Below are 19,457 nucleotides of genomic sequence, written 5' to 3'. Positions count from 1 at the left end.
TGTGCCCTTCCCGGTTCGTCCTCGCGTGCAAGCTATGCCGCGCGCCCCCCATGGGCAAGCGAACGCGGCAGCCTGTCTCAGCCCTTGTCCTTCCAGCGCACCAATTGCCGCATCATTCCATGCAGCATCTGCACATCGGCCCGCGTCAGCGGCATGCGGGACCACAGGTTGCGCAGGTTCAGCTTCATGCTGTCAGCCTTTTCGGGCGGGTAGAAAAAGCCCGCCTCGTCCATCCGCTCTTCGTAGTGGCGAGCCAGCGCCTCGATCTCGGCGCCCTCGGCCAGTTCCGTGCGCTGGCCACGCAGCACCATCTCTTCGGCCTCTTCAACGGCCCGCCGCCATTCATAGCCCACCAGCAACACGCATTGCGCAAGGTTGAGCGACGGGAAATCCGGATTGACCGGCACGGTAATGATGGCATTGGCCTGCGCGATATCGGCGTTTTCCATCCCGGCGCGTTCGGGGCCGAACATCACGGCCACCTTTTCACCCCGAGCGATGCGGTTGGCGGCATCCCGCATGGCAGCCTCGGGGGTGAAAACGGGTTTGGTCAGTTCCCGTGGCCGGGCCGTGGTGGCATAGACAAAGGTCCGGTCCGCGATGCCCTCGGCCACGTCACCGGCCAGCACCGCCTCGTCCAGTAGCCGCCCCGCCCCGCTGGCCATGGCCACGGCCGACGGGTTGGGCCAGCCATCGCGCGGCGCGACCACGCGCATCCGGTCCAGCCCGAAATTCCACATCGCCCGCGCGGCTGCGCCGATATTTTCGCCCATCTGCGGGCGGATCAGGACAAAGGCGGGTTGCGGGGTGTCGCTGGGCATGGCGCTCTCGGCTGGCTGCGGGTCTGCCCGCTGATACGCAAGCCCGCGATGTTCGGCAAGCGGTAGCCAAGGCGCGATTTCAACGCTATAGCGGCGAAACCCCATCAAGACAGGCGGATAGACAAATGGCCGACGAAAAAGAGCACCCGCAGATCTACCTGATCACCCCGACCGAGTTCGAATTGTCCAGCTATCCGGAAACGCTCGCCCGCGTGTTGGACAGCGTCGAGGTCGCCTGCCTGCGCCTTTCCCTCGGCACCCGCGACGAGGACCGGATTGCCCGCGCCGCCGATGCCCTGCGCGAGGTCACCCATGCCCGCGACGTCGCGCTGGTGATCGACAGCCACATGCTGTTGGTCGAACGGCTGGGCCTTGACGGGGTGCACCTGACGGACGGGGCGCGCTCGGTGCGCAAGACCCGCAAGGAACTGGGCGATGAGGCCATCGTCGGCGCTTTCTGTCACAATTCCCGCCATGACGGCATGACCGCCGGCGAACTGGGCGCCGATTATGTCAGCTTCGGGCCCTGTGGCGTCACCCCGCTGGGGGACGGGCGGCAGGCGGAACGGGAATTGTTCGAATGGTGGTCGATGATGATCGAAGTGCCCGTGGTCGCCGAGGGTGCGCTGGATACCGCCCTGATCCGCGACCTCGCCCCGGTCACGGATTTCTTCGGCATCGGCGACGAGATCTGGGGCGCCGATGACCCGGTTGCGGCCCTGAAGACCCTGCAAGGCGCGATGCTCTAGCGGCTACAGCTCCGAAACGCCCGCCTCTTCCAAGCCCCCGCGCACCGTGCGTTCCAGCGCGGCGGCCAGTGCCTTGCGGTCCGCGTAATCGGCCACGGCCACCGGCGCGTGGTATCTCACCACAACCTCCCCCTGCGGCCGCTGCGCCAGGGTCGCCAGAAGGTGCGGGCCAAACTCCATATCGCCCCACCAACCATAGAGCCGGGGATCGACGCCCTCTGGTGCCCGGTAGATCACCGTGACCGGCTGGATGCGTAGGCTGTCGCGAAAGGCCGGATCGAAGAAGGCCGCGAAAAGCGTCGGTTTGAAGGGCAGCACCCGGCGGCCATCGGTCGAGGTGCCCTCGGGAAAAAACAGCAGCTTGTGCCCATGCGACAGGCGCATTTTGAAGGTATCGACCTGGGCTGGGGCATCGCGCCGGTCGCGGGCGATGAAGACCGTCCCGGTAGCCCGCGCCAGCCAGCCGATCCCGGGCCAGCCCGCCACCTCGGATTTCGACACGAAATAGATGCGCTTGGCCGCGTTCAGCGCGAAAATGTCCAGCCAGCTGGAATGGTTTGCCACCACCGCGCCGGGGCCCCGCATCGGCGCGCCCTCGGCGCGGTAGCCGATTCCGATGATGCGAAAGGCGTTGCGGCAGACGAATTGCGTGATGAATGGCGTCCAGGGGCGCCCCTGCCCGAAGAGCGGCCGTTCGACCAGCCGCACCAGCAGCAACAGCGCCAGACACCCGAAGACAAGAATGGCCAGCGGCACGACGCGCAGCATAATCAAGACCCAGCCCGCGCCGCCAATTCGGTGGCTGTCGGGCAGCTCCTCCGACCGCCACGTTGTCATGCCGCGCCCCCCGCATAGAGCGCCCGCTGGCGGTCATTCAATGCCGCCGTTTCGACGATCAGGCAGACATCGGTGGTGTTGAAGTCATGGTCCACGAAGGCCCCCTCGCCCACGACCCCGCCAAGCCGCAGATAGGCCTTGATAAGGGCCGGAATCTGCTGCATCGCGGCAATCCGGTCGATGGCATCCGGCGGCAACCGGTCCATCGGCTCATGGCGACGCGACTGCACCCGCAGATGCGCAGGCGCAAGATGCCGGTGATGCAGAAGGGAGAGCGGCTGGGCCAACCCTTCGTTATCCGTGCCGTGAAAACTGGCGACCCCGAACAGAACCTCGATCCCGTGGTCGAGAACATATGCCGCCAGACCGCGCCACAGGTGAAACAGGGCCTGCCCGTCGCGATATTCGGGGCGCACGCAGGACCGGCCCAGTTCCAGCAGGGACAGGCCCGTGTCTCGCAGCGGCCCAAGATCGTATTCATCCTCGGAATAGAACTGGCCAGCCGCCCGCGCGGCGGCCTCGTCCATCAACCGGTAAACGCCCACAACCTGGTCGCCCTCGGGCCGCGCGCGGTCATACAGCAGCAGGTGCTTGGCATGGGCATCGAACCGGTCCTGTTCCAGGCCCGCGCCGTGATCCGCGGCCCCGAGTTCCTCTACGAAGACGCGATAACGGAGGGCGAGCGCCGCGCGCAGCTCCTCCTGGGTCCGTGCCAGTGCGGTTTCGAAGATCGGGGTGGGCCGTGCCATCGCTGTCCGGGTGCCTGTCTGCGGGTTCGCGCGTTTTAGGGGCGCATGTCGGGCTTGGCAACGGCACCGTGCGTTGCCTGCGCTGCCCACTCAACTCTTGCGTGTTTTTGCCGGGGCGCTTACCCTTCGCTTACCCGGAGGAGACCAGGACCAACATGACCCGTGTGCTGTCGATCACGACCTTGCCCTCGTCCGGGAAATTTACCGTCACCCGCCCCCCGATATTCGACTGCACCTGCCCGACGCCCCAATCGGGCTGCGTGGGGTGGCGCACCAGCATCCCCGGTTCCAGAAAGCTGTTCTGATCTTCCATGTGCCCACCTGACCTTTCCGCGCTCATCGGTTCTCGTATCTGTCACGACATCATCAGCCCACTTGGGGCGATCGGCAATGGTGTCGAGCTTTTGGCGCTGTCCAATGCCGCCCCAACCGAGGAAATGGCGCTGATCCATCAAAGCGTCGCCAATGCCAACGCCAAGGTGCAGCTCTTCCGCATCGCCTTCGGCACCGCAAATGCGGGACAAACGGTCGGGGCAACGGAGATGGCGGGGGTGCTGACAGCCTATTTCACCGACGGGCGCACCCGGTCCGACTACCTTGTCACCGACACCGTTCCTCGACCCGAGGCAAAGGCGGCGCTGCTCGCTGCCCTGTGCCTGCACAGCGCCCTGCCCTCGGGGGGCCGGATCGAACTGCGCCGGACCGGCGTCAGATGGGCGCTTGCCGCGCAGGGCATGGTGCATGTGGATGCCGGATTATGGGCCGCGCTGGACCATGGCCAGCCGATGCCCGACCTGTCGGCGGCAACCGTGCATTTCGCCCTTCTGCCGCAGGCCCTGGCCGCACTGGACCGCCGGGCGAAGTTCAGCCGGGGCGATGACCGGCTGCTGCTGGAATTCTAGGCGCGGGTCGTCCCGTCGCCCTCGACGAGGTATTTGAAGCTGGTCAGCTGAACCGCCCCGACCGGGCCACGCGCGTGCATCTTGCCGGTTGCGATGCCGATCTCGGCCCCCATGCCGAATTCCCCGCCATCGGCAAACTGTGTCGAGGCGTTGCGCATCAGGATGGCGCTGTCGAGCCGCGAAAAGAAATGCGCCGCCGCCGCATCGTCCTCGGTCAGGATCGCATCGGTATGGCTCGATCCGTATTGGCGGATATGAGCAATCGCTTCGTCAATGTTATCAACCACTTTCGCGGCGATCTTCATGTCGAGGTATTCCATGCCCCAATCGGCCTCGGTTGCCGGGACCGAACCGTCCAGCCCGTCCGCATGAACCTCGACCCCTGCTGCCTTGAGATCATTGACGATTTCCTGACCCAGGGCCAGCGCGTCACGATGCACCAGCAGGCACTCGGCGGCGCCGCAGATGCCCGTGCGCCGGGTCTTGGCGTTCAACACCACGGCTCGCGCCTTGTCCGGGTCCGCGTCCTTGTCGATATAGATGTGAACGATCCCTTCCAGATGGGCAAAGACCGGCACCCGCGCCTCGCGCTGGACCAGCCCGACCAGCCCCTTGCCGCCACGCGGCACGATCACGTCGATCGTATCCACCATGGTCAGCATTTCCTGCACCGCCGCGCGGTCGCGTGTCGGGACCAGCTGGATTGCGTGCTCCGGCAGGCCCGCAGCGGTCAGGCCTTCGACAAGGCAAGCATGAATGACAGACGAAGAATTAAAGCCTTCCGAGCCCCCGCGCAGGATCACGGCATTGCCGGACTTCAGGCACAGCGCCCCCGCATCGGCGGTTACGTTGGGCCGGCTTTCATAGATCACGCCGACGACGCCCAGAGGCGTGCGCACACGGCGGATATGCAGCCCGCTGGGCCTGTCCCATTCCTCGATCACCTGGCCGACGGGATCCTCCTGCGCGGCCACGGCCCGAAGCCCCTCACACATACCCGCGATACGCGCTTCGTCCAGCATCAGGCGATCCATCATGGCCGGGCTCAGCCCTTTCTCGCGGCCATAGGCGAGGTCTTCTTCATTGGCCGCGATGAGTTCGTCCCGGCGCGCCCAGACTCGGTCGGCGGCGGTCATCAGCGCGTGGCTCTTGGCCTCGGCGGTGGCATAGGCCAGCGTCGCAGCGGCATCTTTCGCGTTTCGGCCCAGATCGGCCATCATGGTCTTGATATCTGTCATCTGACTTCTCTTTACATGACCAGGTCATCACGGTGGATCAGCACCGCGCGGCCCGGATAGCCAAGGATTTCCTCGATCTCGTCGCTGCGATGCCCGGCAATCGCCCGGGTCTCGGCATCACTGTAGCGGCTCAGCCCCATGGCCAGCACCTGGCCGGCCTCGTCGGTCACGTTCACCGGATCGCCGCGCTGGAAGGCCCCGCTGACGGCGGTTACCCCGGCGGGCAACAGGCTGTTTCCGCCCGCCAGCGCCCGCGCCGCGCCCGCATCCACCGCCAGGGTTCCGCGCGGCTTCATCGCTGCGATCCAACCCTTGCGGGCGACATGCCGGTCCTGTTGGGGTGTGAACCATGTGGCGGGTGCCCCGTCGGCCAGTGCCGATAGCGGCCGCAGCTTCGAGCCTTCGGTGATAGCCATGGCGCAGCCCGACGCCATCGCCGTCTTCGCCGCGAACAGTTTCGTCTTCATGCCGCCCTTGGACAGGCCGGAACCGGCATCGCCGGCCATCGCCTCGACCTCGGGGGTGATCTCTTCTACCACGTCGAACCGGCGCGCGGTCGGGTCTTCGTGCGGGTTGCCGGAATAGAGCCCGTCCACATCCGACAGCAGGATCAGCCGATCAGCCAGCACCGTCATCGCCACGCGCGCGGCCAGCCGGTCATTGTCGCCATAGCGGATTTCGTCCGTGGCAACCGTGTCATTCTCGTTGACGATCGGCACGGCGCCCATGGCCAGCAGGGTTTCCAGCGTGGCACGGGAATTGAGGAACCGGCGGCGGTTCTCGGTATCTTCCAGCGTCACCAGCACCTGCGCGGTGGTGATCCCGTGGGGGGCCAGCGCCTCTTCATAGGCACGGGCGAGGCGGATCTGGCCGACGGCCGCGGCGGCCTGGGACTGTTCCAGCGTCAGCGGCCCGAGACCCAGGCCCAGCACGCCGCGCCCCAGCGCGATGGAGCCGGACGAGACCAGAACCACGTCGGCCCCCTGCCCCTTGAGCCACGCCACATCCTCGGCCAGCCCACGCAACCAGCTGGCCCGCAACGTGCCGCTATCTCGGTCGACCAGAAGGGCCGAGCCGATCTTGACGACGATCCGCTTTGCGCCGGTCAGGGTTGCCACGGTTCCTCGTCCTCTTGCTCTTCACGTTTGCGGCGCAGGCGATCCTCGGAGATCTGCGCGCGCAGCGCCCGCAGAACTTCGGTCACGCCCTCGCTTGTGGCACCTGACATCAGCATGACGTCAACCCCGGTCTCGGCCTTGATCTCTCCGGCGATGAAGGCGCGCTCTTCCTCGTCGAGGGTGTCGATCTTGTTGAGCACGGTCACGCGCGGCTTGTCGGCCAGATCGCCGCCATAGGCCTCAAGTTCCTGAATGATGGTGCGATAATCGCCCACCGGGTCACCGGAGGTGCCGTCGATCAGGTGCAGCAGCACGGCGCAGCGTTCCACATGGCCAAGGAACAGGTCACCCAGGCCCTTGCCCTCGGACGCGCCGGCGATCAGGCCCGGAATATCCGCCACAACGAATTCGGCCCCGTCCACCCCCACGACACCCAGATTGGGCACCAGCGTGGTGAACGGGTAATCGGCCACCTTGGGCCGCGCATTGGATGTTGCCGCAAGGAAGGTCGATTTGCCTGCATTGGGCAAGCCAAGCAGCCCGACATCGGCAATCAGCTTCAGCCGCAACCAGATCGTGCGCTCCACCCCCGGCTGGCCAGGATTGGCGCGGCGCGGCGCCCGGTTGGTCGAGGTGGTGAAACGCAGGTTGCCCCAGCCGCCATTGCCGCCCTTGGCCAGCACCACGCGTTGGCCGACCTCGGTCAGGTCGGCGATCACGGTTTCCTGGTCCTCGTCCAGCACTTCCGTGCCAACCGGCAGGCGCAGGATGATGTCATCGCCATCGGCGCCGGTGCGCTGGCTGCCCATGCCCGCCTGCCCGTTCTTGGCAAAGAAATGCTGCTGGTAGCGGAAGTCGATCAAGGTATTGAGCCCGTCGACCGCCTCGGCAATGACAGAGCCGCCTTTGCCACCATCGCCACCATCCGGGCCGCCATATTCGATGAACTTCTCGCGCCGGAAGCTGATACAGCCGCCGCCGCCGCTGCCCGAGCGGATATAGACCTTGGCGAGATCGAGGAATTTCATGGGTCGGGCCTTTCGGGGCGTTCAGTTGCGCGGGATACGGCATTGCCGCGATGCACTCAAGGGGGACCGGATGGTTGGCCGGTCGATGAGGACGCAGGGCGCTCTAACTTGCAGCCGGTGATGGCGGGCGCCAGTCCGCCCGGGACAGCGCCACTTGCTGGGATCGCACCAGTTCCCCGGTTGCTCGGCAGGTCACCTCGCGCTGATCGGTATCCTTGAAGCCCAGCCGGTAAAGCACCGCGGCCGAACGGGCGTTGCCGAGGAAATACTCCGAGCGTATTTGCCCCGGCGTGTCCTGCTCGAAGATATGCGCCACAACCGCCGGCGCGGCCTCGCTTAGGATACCGTTGCCCCACTCTTCCCGGCGCAGCCAGTAGCCGAACGAGTCGCGTCCCCCGATCATGCCCAGCACGCGGTCCTCGTCGGTGCGGGTGATGGCCCAGCTGCGTTCACGGCCGGACAGGCATTCGCCAATGAACCATTGGGCGTCTTCCGGCGTGTAAGGATAAGGCACAACGGTCAACCAGCGGCTGACCTCCAGGTCATTGATCGCGGCAACGATATCGGCCTCATCCGCGTCACGCGGCCCGCGCAGCGTCAGGCGTGCCGTATGCAGGTCGGGTGTCACCCGCCCATCTTCCGGCTATAGGTCCAGGTGGGCACAACGGCATTGCGTGCCACGCAAAAGGCCTCGGCATCGCCAAGGTAGTCGAATCCGACATTTGTCAGCACCCGGGCCGAGCCGGGATTGTCCTGAAAGACTTCGGCAAAGACCTGGGCCGCCCCATGCGGATTGGCGGCGATCAGCGCACCCACCGCCTCGGTGGCGATCCCGGTATTCCAGAAGGCTGGCGCCACCCAGTAGCGAATTTCCGATTGCTGGCGGTCCATGCGTTCCAGTTTCAGGATGCCCAGCACCTCGGCGTGGCCAAGCGCAGAGCCGTCCATCACCCAGACATCGACCGAATGATCGGGGTCGGCGGCGGTGCGCAAAAGCGTCTCGACCGTGCCGGGGGGCAGCGGATGCGGGATGTCGCGGGTCATCGTGGCGACGCGCGCATCCCCCGCATACATCTCGATCAGCCCGGTATCGGACTGGCGCATGGGGCGCAGCGCGAACCGGCCCGCTGCTATCAATGCTTCGCTGTGCAAATCCTGTTCGACAATCATTGGCCTTCCTCCTCCAAAAGCCCGAACCCCGCAAGTTACGGAACCGACATGGGGGCGGCCTGTGGTGAAAGACAGGCCTTGTAACGAAAAAGGGACCGGCGGTTTCGCCGATCCCTTTCAAATTTCTTGAAACCTTTGGGTTCGGCTTATTCCGCGGCCTCCGCCATCGGAAGCACGGAAATGAAGGTGCGGCCCTTCAGGCCCTTGCGGAAGGTCACATTGCCCTCGACGGTGGCGAAGATCGTGTGATCCTTGCCTTCGCCCACGCCTTCACCCGGCCACCACTTGTTGCCGCGTTGACGCGCGATGATGTTGCCGGGGATCACATGTTCCCCACCGAACTTCTTGATGCCAAGGCGGCGACCGGCAGAGTCGCGGCCGTTACGGGATGAACCGCCTGCTTTCTTGTGTGCCATCGTGTCTCTCCTATCGTCGTCTTACTTGGCCAGTTCTTTGGCCTGATCAACCCAGCCTTCACGCTCGATCCGGCCCTTGACGCTCAGCTTCTCGTCCATAGCAGCAATATCGGCCTCGGTCCACGCCGCGATCTGGGCGAAGGTGGTCACGCCGGCCTCGTGCAGCTTCTTCTCAAGCGCGGGGCCCACACCGGACAGCTGCTTGAGATCGTCGCCGTCGGAATTGGCGGCGGCCTTCTTGGGCGCGGCTTTCTTCGGTTCGGCCTTGGCCTCGGCCTTCGCGGCAGGCTTTGCAGCGGCCTTCTTGGCCTTCTTCGGCGCAGCGGCGGCAGCAGCAGCGGCAAAGCCGGCCCCACCAACAGCGGCCTTCACGCCGGACTTGTCGGCACCCTTTTCCAGGATGTCGGTGATACGCACCAGCGTCAGTTGCTGACGGTGGCCACGGGTCCGCTTGGAGCTGTGCTTACGACGGCGCTTGACGAACTTGATGGTCTTGGGGCCCTTGATCTGGTCGATCACTTCGGCCTGGACACCGGCACCGTCCACGAGCGGCGTGCCCACGGTGCCGCCCACCATCAGAACATCGTTGAATTGAACTTTTTCGCCAGCTTCGGCGGCGATCTTCTCGACACGCAGAACGTCACCCGAGGTGACGCGGTATTGCTTGCCGCCGGTTTTCATAACCGCAAACATGGGTCTCTTCCTTTTCAATCGCGTCTCTGGGGTCCCCCGAACCGGGGCGTTCGCTGCGGTCATCCGCAACCCGTGGACAGCGCGCCCGTTGGGGCGAGATTTTGCCTAAGCCCGACAAGAGACTTGCCGGGATGGCAGCTTATCTGCGCATCCTGCTGCCAAGTCAACCCCCAAGGGGCCGAAATCCATGCGCCATCCTGCCGTCTGCGCCGTCCTTCTTCTGGCCGCCTGTTCGCAGCAAGCCAACCATCTGGGCAACCCGCTTTTCTGGCCAGTTCGCGGCGCGGCCAGCGCGATGCAGGAGGCCAACTATACCCAAAGGCGCGGCGAGGTTGAACTCTTCGTCAAAACCAACCATCCGGACTTGCTTGCCGACATCCGCGCCGGGGGCGGCCCGACCCTGACCCGCGCCTTCGATCTTGCCGAGGCCCCGCAGCAAATACGCGCCCCGCATATCCTGCAACTTCAATCGGACCTTCCCCTCTACGAGGCAAGCCCCGAGGCGCTGGTCGTCGCGATCATGGTCACGGGCTAGAGATCCTGCGCCGTCATCTCGTGGGCGGCGGCACGGCCAAGCGCGCGGCTGATGTCCTCGAACTCGGCATCGAACGCGTCGAACAGGACCCGGTTGATCGCCTGCCCCGCCTCGCTCTCGGAGAAAGTGACATAGCTTTCCAGCTGATCATCGGCCAGCGGCTGATAGGCCAACATCGAGAAGGCAAAGACCCATTCCGTCGTATTGCCGCGAATCTCCGGCTCCTGTGCCCAGACATCGGCCAGGATCTGGTCTTCGCTCAGGTCACCGCCGAAAGCGCCGCCCTCGGCAAGGCCCCGAAAGAAAGCATAGTTCGAATTCATCGCGCCCATGACATTGCGCTCGATAAGGTCATTGGCCTCGACGAAGCGCGCGACCAGCTGGTATCGCTCGGTCTCGTCGGCCATGGCGACAGCGGCATTTTCGCGGGCGGCATCCTCGATGGCTTCGTCAAGAAACGCCTCGCGCGCGCTCAGTTCCAGGGACAGAACCTCCTGGCCCAGATCGGATCCGTAGAAGCCGTGCAGCGCCTCCATGTCGGCGCCCTCCAGACCCTGAACGAATTCGGTGCGGATGCGATCGACCATGCGCTCCTCGTCGTAGATCCGCTCGACCATCCGCATCCAGTCGGGGCCGGTATTGCCAGCCAGCATGTCTGCGCCGAGGGTCTCGCCATAGGCGATGCCCTCTTGCTGCATGACCGAGATGATCTGCGGCAGTTTCATCATCTCGAAAAGGGCGCCCGCATCGGCGGCGGCGTCGCCTTCGGCCAGCGCCGGCGTGGCGGCCAGGACCGTGAAAGCGGCAGGAACGGCAAAACGCAGCATGTCGGGTATCCTTTCTGGTTGCCCCTCAATGAATAGGTTCGAAAGGGCGGTATTCCAAGGGCCGGCGACGGGCGGATGGCCGTCGATGACAGGATTGTCAGGAAAAGGGTTGCAAGCCCCGGCAAGCCCGATTATCTCCCGCGTCCAGACCCCCGCGGAGAGGTGCCGGAGTGGTCGAACGGGGCGGTCTCGAAAACCGTTGTGGGTGCAAGCCCACCCAGGGTTCGAATCCCTGTCTCTCCGCCACAACATCAATAAAAACAATGACTTAGCGGCAGTTGTTAAATCTAGCCCCTTAATAGCCCCTCAGGATTCTTTGCTAGGGAGCCTATCTGCAGGTGCTGGGAGCACCGGGCCCCTCACCCGGGTCTCGCGCCAAGGGAATCGTTGGGGTATAATCTGGGCATGACCCAGAGAGCTGACCAACCACCCCGACCGGAGCCGGAGCGCCTGCGCGCGAGACCGTTGAGCAGAGAGGCATTTCACCAGGCGGCCGCCAAGGCGGCGCAGCTGACCGTCAAGCAGCGTGCCAAAGGCCGCAAGCGGGCGGCGCTTGGCAACTACCCGGAGCGGGCCTCACGCGAACAGCTGTGGGAGGGGTATCAAAACGCTCCTAGGTGCACGGCTGAAAAACACGACGGAACGCGCTGCCGCTTGCCGGTCGTGCGCGGATCGGATCGCTGCGTTCATCACGAAGGCATTCAGCGCAACCCGAGCTGTCCGGCGGCAGGCCGGTGGTATCTGCAGGGAAAGCTCAAGCCACCACGGGGGCGCTTCAAAACGCACCCGAGCGCATTACGTGCGGCGCTTGACCGGGACGCCGGCAAAGACCCCGGTGGTGGCCACGGGGGCGACTGACGCCACGGGGGTTGTATCCAAGAGACATTAGGCTGAGTGGACCACAGGCCAGCCAAACCAAAGGCCCTTGGCCAAGCGGCCAGCCAAGCGTGGAAAACGGCTGAGCTGAATGAACTGGTCGCAGGCTGTGGCCACCCGACCGTGCCACCCCCCGGACACCCCCAACCGGCGGTGAAAATACCTTGTATGACCGCGCGACCAAATTTTCGGATACAGTTTTTATTACTATAGGTGGCGCAGCTGAACCGCCAATTCCGGTCAGCGCACGACGTCTTACAGGGCGCCTTCCAGCTGTCAGTGACTGACCCGCACGCTCTCATGATCGGGCGCTTTCTCGCCGCTAGCGGGTGAGGTTGTAAGGTCATGTTCACTATGACCATGTCCAAAAAGACCATCTAGTCCCCACCCGCGACCCTTGGCACACAGCCCAGCAAGAGAAAACGCGCGCCAGAAAGAGGGCCGGGATGACCAAGTGGCTGCGGAAAATAGGGGTTGTGGTCAAACCACTTATAACTCTTGTTCAATACAATGCGTATTTCATTATTACCGTAGTTGCTTTGTCTTACCCTACGATTGCGGTAGGCAAACAGGATAAAACTTGCTCATCTCAAACAATTGAGTCGAGAGCTGGCTTTACAAACGGAAGCTTTGTCTTTCGCGGAATATACATTCGTTTTACTGATTCCTCTGGAAGCTTTGAGTGCAGGTATGTGCAAGCTGGTACTTTCCCTGACAACGCCGACGCTGGTGGTCCGCAGGTAATGATCGGTTACAATTATCGAAGAGTTGGCCCCAATTTAGCAGTAATGGAAGGTCAGGTTGGTGAACTCAATGGAGTTATTAACGAGACGCCAGGCGACGATCATTTTCTTCATGAAAATAGCGATGTTTTTGGGGATGCCACATCAGTAAACGTAACTCAGAATGATGAGCGCGAATTCCTCCGTTTTAATGCACGATACTTTGGTTATTTCATGGAAAATAATATCCCCACCCGTTTTGAAATTGATACCTCAGCAGATGGGGGCGTCGGCTTGTTTGCCGCTCGACTTTCAATGGTCACCAATTCATTCTATTTCGAAAATGCTAGTAGCCCGCAACTTGACGTAAACTTTAGCCCAACATTTAACTTCAGCGGGCTTGAGCAAAACGGTTCTTCGATTTCCTCCAGTTTTATTTCATCGGCCTCAGACTTAACTTTTGAGCTGGCCTACGACCGGACACTGTCCCTTGGCGCGGCTGCGGGCGATGCGGATGCCTTTAAAATCACGGATGGAAGCGGCAACAGCTACGAGACGTCCATCAGTGCTGGCGACCTGAGTGGGTCCAAGCTTTCGGTTGTAATTCCTGCGGCCAATCTCGTGGAGGGGGAGACTTATACCGTTGAGGTAAAAGACCGCGCTCTGGAGGGCAGCTCGAATGTCGAGACTCCGGCCCTGACGCTTGTGGATGCCTTCACGGTCCCCGACACGACCCCACCTGTTGTCACGTCGATTTCTCAGGGTGCGACGTCGCCTGCCACGGTTCCATCGGGTGGTTTGAAGAACGGCGACAGTGTTTCTTTTGCGGTCCAGTTCAACGAGACGATTGGGGCCGTGAACACGACGAACGGCACGCCGCGTCTTGCTTTGGACGTTGGCGGGACGACGGCCTATGCGGATTACGCGAGCGAGAGCGGTGACACAGTGACCTTCACGTATACGGTGGGGTCTGAGGACAACGACGGCGGGTCGATCGACATCACCGCCCTTGAGCTCAATGGCGGGACGATCGAGGACGCGGCGGGCAATGCGCTGGACGTTTCCAGCCATGGTTCAATCGACAATGTCGACGGGTCTGGCAATGTTGACCTGAGCGGCGTGGCGGCGGGCGATAATACGTATAGCCTCGCCGTGGACGGTATTGCGCCCCTGATCGATCCTACATCGAAGACGGACCCGGCGAATGGCGACAACGACGTGGTGCCGGGCGACGTGATTACGCTGTCGTTCGACGAGAGCGTTTCCGCGGGTTCTGGTGATATTGTCATCACCGATACAGGAGGCAGCTCGACCTTCGACACGATTGACGTGACGTCTGGCCAAGTGACGATCACCGGCAGCGGAGACTCGACGGTGGTCGAGATCGACCCGGCGAGCAACTTCGACATCACCACGACCTACTCGGTTGCGATCCCGGCGGGGGCGTTCGTCGATGACGCTGGCAACGGGTCGCCTGCGGTGTCGGCGTCGAACTATCAGTTTACCACGGTGAACGCCCCGTCTCTCGGCACGCCGGCCTTCACCTCGACGGGCCCCTACAAGGCGGGCGACGTCATTGGTTTTGAGCTGACGTTCACGGAACCTGTGACGGTTGACGAGAGCGGCGGGACGCCGTCGGTTGACTTGGATGTTGGCGGGAGCGTGCAGACGGTGGCGCTGTCGTCTGCGAGCGGAGACACGCTGAGCTTTGCGTATGAGGTGCAACCCAGCGATACGGACGCGGACGGCGTCGCGGTGGTTGCGAACACGCTGGCGCTGAACGGGGCGACGATCACGGGGGACAGCACAGGTCAGCCGGCGCTTCTGGGGCATTCCGGGGCGGGGGGCTCGCCTGCGCAGAACGTGGACACGGCCGTGCCGTCCGCGCCGTCTCAGCCGGATCTTGCGGCGGGCTCTGACAGCGGTGTGTCGGATGCCGACGACATCACGAGCGACACGACGCCGGAGTTTACGGGCACGTCGGAGGCGGCTGCGACGGTGGAGGTCTTTGCCGGGGCGACGTCGCTGGGGACGGTGAGTGCGAACGGGTCGGGCGCTTGGAGCCTCACGGTTGCGAACGGAGACGCGCTCTCGGACGGCACCTACGCCATCACGGCCAAGCAGACGGACGCGGCGGGGAACGTGTCGGCGGCCTCGTCGGCCTTGTCCGTGGAGATCGACACGAGCGTGGCGGCGCCGGGGATTGCGCTGGCCGATGACGCGGGCGCGAGCGACAGCGACCTGATCACGCGGGACGGGACGGTGTCGGTGACACTGGCCGGGGACGTGGCGAGCTGGGAGTACAGCATCGACGGGGGCGGCACCTGGAGCGCGGGCAGCGGGACGAGCTTCACGCTGAGCGCGGGGAGCTACGCCGCCGATGACGTGCAGGCGCGCCAGACGGACGTGGCGGGCAACCAGAGCAGTGTGGCGTCGATCTCAGGCGCGATCACGGTTGATGAGACGGTGCCGGGGGTGGCGTCGCTGACGCGGGTGGACGCCAGCCCGACCAATGCCGACAGCCTGAGCTGGGACGTGACCTTCGACGAGGCGATGACCAATGTGGACGCGGCGGACTTCCGTGTGGCGAACACGAGCGCTGTGCTGAGCGTCACGGATCAAGGTAGCAACACCTACCGTGTGACGGCCTCGGGGGGCGATCTGGCCGATCTGGAGGACAGGATCACGCTGTCCTTCTTCTCGGGCCACAACATCACGGATACGGCCGGCAACGCGCTGGCGCCGGCGCCCACGGTGGGGGGCACGGACGAGCCGGAGTATCTGGTGGACAACGCGCCGCCTTCCGTGACGCAGACGAGCGTGCCGAGCGACCAGACCTACAGCCTCTCGGCGGCCTCGCGGGTGATGCGCTTCCAGCTGTCGATGTCGGAGGCGGTGACGGTTGCAGGCGGCACGCCGCGCATTCCCTTCACCATGCAGAGCGGGACGGCGTATGCCGACTATCAGCCCGGCGAGAGCAGCGGCCAGACGCTGGTCTTCACCTATACCGTGCAGGGCAATGATCTGGACCCTGACGGGATCGAGGTGGCAGACGCGATCGACCTCAACGGGGCGAGCGTTCAGGACGTGGTGGGCAACGACCTCGAGACGGCGCTCTCGATCGGCAGGCTTGCGGGCGTGCAGGTCGAGGCGGTGCGCCCGGCGGCGATCAGCGTGACCCGTGTCGCCCCGTCATACATGAAGACGGCGGCCGATACGCTGGTCTGGGACGTGACCTTCTCGGAGCCTGTGCAGAATGTTGGTGGTGCGACGGCGGACTTCACGCTGGCGGGAACGAGTGCTGCGATCACCTCGGCCAACAACACGAGCGGGAACACGTGGCGGATCACAGCGAGCGGGGGCGATCTGGCGGGTCTCGACGGACCGGTCACGCTGGGCTTTGCCTCGGGCAACGATATTGTGGATCTTGAGGGCAACCCTTGGAAGACGGCCTCGGTGCCGTCGCCCAATGAGGCGGGCTACGTGCTGGACAACACCGCGCCGGTGATCACGGGCCCGGATGCGGCGGGCAATGGCACGACGACGGGGGCGACGGCGAACGCGACGCTTTCTGAGAACACGCTGGGCGTGGCGCGCTTTACGGCCGACGAGACGGTGCGCTGGTCGCTTACCGACCTTGGCGGGTCTTCGGGCAGCGGGACGGACCAGGGCGACTTCGCGATCGACCCGGCCTCGGGGCAGCTGACCTTCAAGAGCGCCAAGGCGCCGGATTACGAGAGCCCGCAGGACAGCGATGGCGACGGCGTCTGGCAGGTCGAGGTCTTCGCGCGGGACATCGACGGCGCGGGCAACGTGACGGGCAACATCAGCGCGCAGATGGTCAGCGTGACGGTGCTGGACGTGGACGAGGACGCGCCGGTGCCGAGCTTCAGCTACACGCCGACGACGCCGGGTGAGCCGGAGGTGGGGCCGTTCACGGCCACGCTGTCGTTCAACGAGCCCGTGACGGGCTTTGATCTGTCGGATGTACGGGTCAGCTCGCGCAACGCGGCACTTGGGAACCTGCAGGAGCAGACGCCGAAGAAGGTCTGGACCTTTGAGGTCACACCTGTGGCCGATGGGGTTGTGACGCTGGATCTTGCGGCGGGCAAGGTGCAGGACGAGGCCACGGACGACCAAGGCAACTCCGTGCCGAACGACAACATCGCGGCGACGTCCTTTACGGTGGCCGCGCGGCGGGACACGGACGGGGACGGCACGCCGGATGCCGAGGACGCCTTCCCGAATGATCCGAACGAGGACAAGGATACGGACGGCGACGGGGTTGGCGACAACCAGGAAGCGGAGGACGGGACCAGCCCGACGAGCGGGGACTCGGACGGCGACGGTCTGAGCGACAAGGAAGAGAAGGAGCGCGGGACGGATCCGAACGATCCTGACAGCGACGGCGACGGCATCCCGGATGGCCGGGAGGTCGAGGAGGGCTCCGATCCCACCAAGGGCGACAGTGACGGCGACGGTGTGCCGGACGGCGAGGATGACCTGCCGAACGACCCCTCGGGCGGCACGGACAGCGACGGCGACGGGGTGAGCGACGCCGATGAGATTGCCGATGGCACGGATCCCAACGACCCCGACAGTGACGGCGATGGCGTCTCTGATGGCGACGAGCGCGATGCGGGCACGGATCCAAAGAACCCCGACAGCGACGGCGACGGCACGCCGGACGGCGAAGACGCCTTCCCGCGCGACCCGTCGGAGGACACCGACACCGATGGTGACGGGATTGGCGACCGTGAAGAGGGCTTTGTGGGCACCAAGACGGACGACCCTGACAGTGATGGCGACGGGCTGACGGATGCCGAGGAACGCGCGGCTGGCACGGATCCGGGCAATCCCGACAGCGACGGCGACGGTATCCCGGACGGCACCGAGGTTGATGCAGGTACCGACCCGGGCAACCCCGACAGCGACGGGGATGGCACGCCGGACGGCCAAGACGCTTTCCCGCGGGACCCGTCTGAGGACACGGACAGTGACGGAGATGGGGTTGGCGACAACCAGGAAGTTGCTGACGGGACCGATCCGAACGATCCCGACAGTGACGGCGACGGCGTCTCTGACGGTGATGAGAAGGACGCGGGCTCCGATCCGACCTCTGGCGACAGCGATGGGGACGGGGTTCCGGACGGCGAGGACGCCTTCCCGAACGATGCCAATGAGGACGCGGATACGGACGGCGACGGCGTGGGCGACAATGCCGAGCGTGCCAACGGCACGGACCCGGCGAGCGCGGATACGGACGGCGATGGTCTGAGCGACAAGCGCGAGCAGGAGCTTGGCACGGATCCCAACGATCCCGACAGCGACAATGACGGGATCTCGGACGGGGCCGAGGTGGCTGCCGGGACGGATCCCACCGCGCGCGACAGTGATGGCGACGGTGTGGATGATGCCTATGACGACTACCCCAACGATGCCGGGGCCAGCGATGGCGGCGTGGACAGCGACGGCGATGGTGTGCCGGACGGCGAAGAGCGCGCCAATGGCACCGATCCGGGTAAGACCGACACGGACGGCGATGGCGTTCCGGATGCCGAAGACGCTTTCCCGAATGACCCGAATGAGACCACGGACAGCGACGGCGACGGCGTGGGCGACAATGCGGACGCCTTCCCGTTCAACCCACGTGAGGATACCGACAGCGATGGTGACGGGGTTGGAGACGGCACGGAGACCGCGGCCGGGACGGATCCAAACGATCCCGACAGTGACGGCGACGGTGTACCGGATGCCGAGGAGCGTGCGGCGGGCACCAACCCGCTGGTCACGGATAGTGACGGCGACGGGGTCGATGACGCAACGGAGCTGGCCAATGGCACTGATCCGCTGAACCCGGATACGACCAAGCCGACGGTGACGGTCGAAGGGCCTACGGATGTTGTGGTTGAGGACTTCACGGTCACGCTGACCTTCTCGGAGGATGTGACGGGCTTGGCGCTTGACGATGTCGACGTGACCAATGCGCAGGCATCCAAGCTGACGGGCAGCGGCGCGGTTTACACGCTGACCATCTCGCCTGAGCTGGGAAAGACCGTCACGGTTCAGGTCCCGGCAGCCGCGGCGCAAGATGAGGCTGGCAACCAGAACGTGGCCTCGAACACCTACGCGATCCTTGCGGGCTCGCCGGCGTCTGAGTTCGAGGCGCATCGCGAAGAGATCCGCCAAGTGGTTGCGGACTCGGCAATGCGCGACTTGCAGTCTACGATGTCGGCCAACCAGCGTATGGTGGCTCAGGCACGCGGACGGTTCGTGGATGCGCAGCGCCAACGGCAAGACGCTGATGCAAGTGGTGTGGTGACGCGGAACTATGTGCCGTTCGACGTGGACGGAAGTTTTGCGTTGGAAGGCGGGAGCCTCAGCACCCGCGGGACCTTCTTTGAGCAAACGGGCAACTACGAGGGCACCCACCGCCGCTTGATCTTTGGGGACTTCGACATCCAGCACGATGCCGACACCGATAGCACGACGGCCACATTGACCGGACGTGTTGCTTGGGAACATCTGGTCTCCGAGCAGACGATGCTGGGCTACTTCGTGGGCGGAGAACTGGCACATTCCACACTCGACGGATCATTTGAGGGCGACCAAGACCGCCTTGGTGTGACCGTCGGCGGCTATGCCGTGCGGGAATGTCCCGCTTGATGTTGAAACTTGCCTGAGTGGCGCAGCTTGATGCGAGGTTATGCGGCGTCCTTGATCTGGTCAAGCTGGTCCTTTTGGCGGTGGTCGATAAGGGCCTGCTTTAGGATTGG

Annotated in this window: 17 protein-coding genes and 1 tRNA gene; 6 read left to right on the top strand and 12 right to left on the bottom strand. The window is 64.4% G+C overall.

The genetic code is table 11. The features are described from left to right. Positions 1 to 77 precede the first annotated feature (77 nt). Positions 78 to 821 carry an RNA methyltransferase gene (locus DFK10_RS14200; RefSeq protein ID WP_109389692.1) on the bottom strand — a complete coding sequence of 248 codons (744 nt, stop codon included), beginning with the start codon at positions 819 to 821 and terminating at the stop codon, positions 78 to 80. Positions 822 to 946: 125 nt separating this feature from the next. Here DFK10_RS14200 and DFK10_RS14195 point away from each other — a divergent pair, with 125 nt between their 5' ends. Further along, positions 947 to 1,570 (top strand): thiamine phosphate synthase, encoded by a 624-nt coding sequence (locus tag DFK10_RS14195; RefSeq protein ID WP_109389691.1) that lies wholly within the window; start codon positions 947 to 949, stop codon positions 1,568 to 1,570. 3 nt (positions 1,571 to 1,573) lie between these two features. On the opposite strand, the gene DFK10_RS14190 is transcribed toward DFK10_RS14195, so the two are convergent. The 3 genes from DFK10_RS14190 to DFK10_RS14180 all read right to left on the bottom strand — a co-directional run bounded on the left by DFK10_RS14190 (position 1,574) and on the right by DFK10_RS14180 (position 3,469). Beyond that, complete coding sequence (locus DFK10_RS14190; protein WP_109389690.1) at positions 1,574 to 2,407, bottom strand: lysophospholipid acyltransferase family protein; 834 nt, start codon at positions 2,405 to 2,407, stop codon at positions 1,574 to 1,576. Then, positions 2,404 to 3,156, bottom strand: coding sequence for a GNAT family N-acetyltransferase (locus DFK10_RS14185; protein ID WP_109389689.1), 753 nt, complete (start codon positions 3,154 to 3,156; stop codon positions 2,404 to 2,406). Before DFK10_RS14185 ends, DFK10_RS14190 begins: the two co-directional genes overlap by 4 nt. Before the next feature lie 130 nt (positions 3,157 to 3,286). Further along, positions 3,287 to 3,469, bottom strand: a complete 183-nt coding sequence (locus tag DFK10_RS14180; RefSeq protein ID WP_109389688.1) for a DUF3553 domain-containing protein — start codon at positions 3,467 to 3,469, stop codon at positions 3,287 to 3,289. On the opposite strand from DFK10_RS14180, the gene DFK10_RS14175 reads away from it, so the two are divergent. After that, a complete protein-coding gene (locus tag DFK10_RS14175; protein ID WP_109389687.1) occupies positions 3,468 to 4,058 on the top strand; it encodes a histidine phosphotransferase family protein in 591 nt (196 codons plus the stop codon). The two genes, DFK10_RS14180 and DFK10_RS14175, sit on opposite strands and share 2 nt — an antisense overlap. Here the strand turns inward: DFK10_RS14175 and DFK10_RS14170 are convergent. From DFK10_RS14170 to DFK10_RS14140, 7 genes are all read right to left on the bottom strand, one after another. After that, entirely contained in the window at positions 4,055 to 5,296 is a 1,242-nt protein-coding gene (locus tag DFK10_RS14170) for a glutamate-5-semialdehyde dehydrogenase (protein WP_109389686.1), read from the bottom strand. The two genes, DFK10_RS14175 and DFK10_RS14170, sit on opposite strands and share 4 nt — an antisense overlap. Before the next feature lie 11 nt (positions 5,297 to 5,307). Beyond that, a complete protein-coding gene (proB, locus tag DFK10_RS14165; RefSeq protein WP_109389685.1) occupies positions 5,308 to 6,414 on the bottom strand; it encodes a glutamate 5-kinase in 1,107 nt (368 codons plus the stop codon). Next, positions 6,402 to 7,442: a GTPase ObgE gene (obgE, locus tag DFK10_RS14160; protein WP_109389684.1), complete on the bottom strand. Its 1,041-nt coding sequence runs from the start codon at positions 7,440 to 7,442 to the stop codon at positions 6,402 to 6,404. Before obgE ends, proB begins: the two co-directional genes overlap by 13 nt. Positions 7,443 to 7,545: 103 nt before the next feature. Then, complete coding sequence (locus DFK10_RS14155) at positions 7,546 to 8,070, bottom strand: GNAT family N-acetyltransferase (protein WP_109389683.1); 525 nt, start codon at positions 8,068 to 8,070, stop codon at positions 7,546 to 7,548. Further along, positions 8,067 to 8,612, bottom strand: a complete 546-nt coding sequence (locus DFK10_RS14150; protein WP_109389682.1) for a GNAT family N-acetyltransferase — start codon at positions 8,610 to 8,612, stop codon at positions 8,067 to 8,069. Before DFK10_RS14150 ends, DFK10_RS14155 begins: the two co-directional genes overlap by 4 nt. A 146-nt stretch (positions 8,613 to 8,758) precedes the next feature. Beyond that, complete coding sequence (gene rpmA / locus DFK10_RS14145; protein WP_109389681.1) at positions 8,759 to 9,028, bottom strand: 50S ribosomal protein L27; 270 nt, start codon at positions 9,026 to 9,028, stop codon at positions 8,759 to 8,761. A gap of 21 nt (positions 9,029 to 9,049) precedes the next feature. Continuing rightward, the gene (locus DFK10_RS14140) at positions 9,050 to 9,721 is read right to left on the bottom strand and encodes a 50S ribosomal protein L21 (RefSeq protein ID WP_109389680.1); all 672 of its coding nucleotides are present in this window, start codon (positions 9,719 to 9,721) and stop codon (positions 9,050 to 9,052) included. A 187-nt stretch (positions 9,722 to 9,908) separates the two neighbouring features. On the opposite strand from DFK10_RS14140, the gene DFK10_RS14135 reads away from it, so the two are divergent. After that, entirely contained in the window at positions 9,909 to 10,256 is a 348-nt protein-coding gene (locus tag DFK10_RS14135; RefSeq protein ID WP_109389679.1) for a hypothetical protein, read from the top strand. On the opposite strand, the gene DFK10_RS14130 is transcribed toward DFK10_RS14135, so the two are convergent. Next, positions 10,253 to 11,083 carry a DUF2059 domain-containing protein gene (locus DFK10_RS14130; RefSeq protein ID WP_109389678.1) on the bottom strand — a complete coding sequence of 277 codons (831 nt, stop codon included), beginning with the start codon at positions 11,081 to 11,083 and terminating at the stop codon, positions 10,253 to 10,255. The genes DFK10_RS14135 and DFK10_RS14130 overlap by 4 nt on opposite strands. Positions 11,084 to 11,239: 156 nt before the next feature. Here DFK10_RS14130 and DFK10_RS14125 point away from each other — a divergent pair. The 3 genes from DFK10_RS14125 (at position 11,240) to DFK10_RS14120 (ending at position 19,347) form a co-directional block, all read left to right on the top strand. Beyond that, positions 11,240 to 11,329 (top strand) — tRNA-Ser (locus tag DFK10_RS14125). A 159-nt stretch (positions 11,330 to 11,488) separates the two neighbouring features. After that, positions 11,489 to 11,941, top strand: coding sequence for a hypothetical protein (locus DFK10_RS16330; protein ID WP_146193277.1), 453 nt, complete (start codon positions 11,489 to 11,491; stop codon positions 11,939 to 11,941). A gap of 1,361 nt (positions 11,942 to 13,302) precedes the next feature. After that, entirely contained in the window at positions 13,303 to 19,347 is a 6,045-nt protein-coding gene (locus DFK10_RS14120) for an Ig-like domain-containing protein (RefSeq protein ID WP_217810166.1), read from the top strand. Positions 19,348 to 19,457: the final 110 nt, after the last annotated feature.

It is taken from the genome of Salibaculum griseiflavum (assembly GCF_003129565.1).
GTDB classification, from domain to species: Bacteria; Pseudomonadota; Alphaproteobacteria; order Rhodobacterales; family Rhodobacteraceae; genus Salibaculum; species Salibaculum griseiflavum.
The sequence above is the reverse complement of the archived record's forward strand: the minus strand, read 5'-3'. Positions and strand labels throughout refer to the sequence as shown.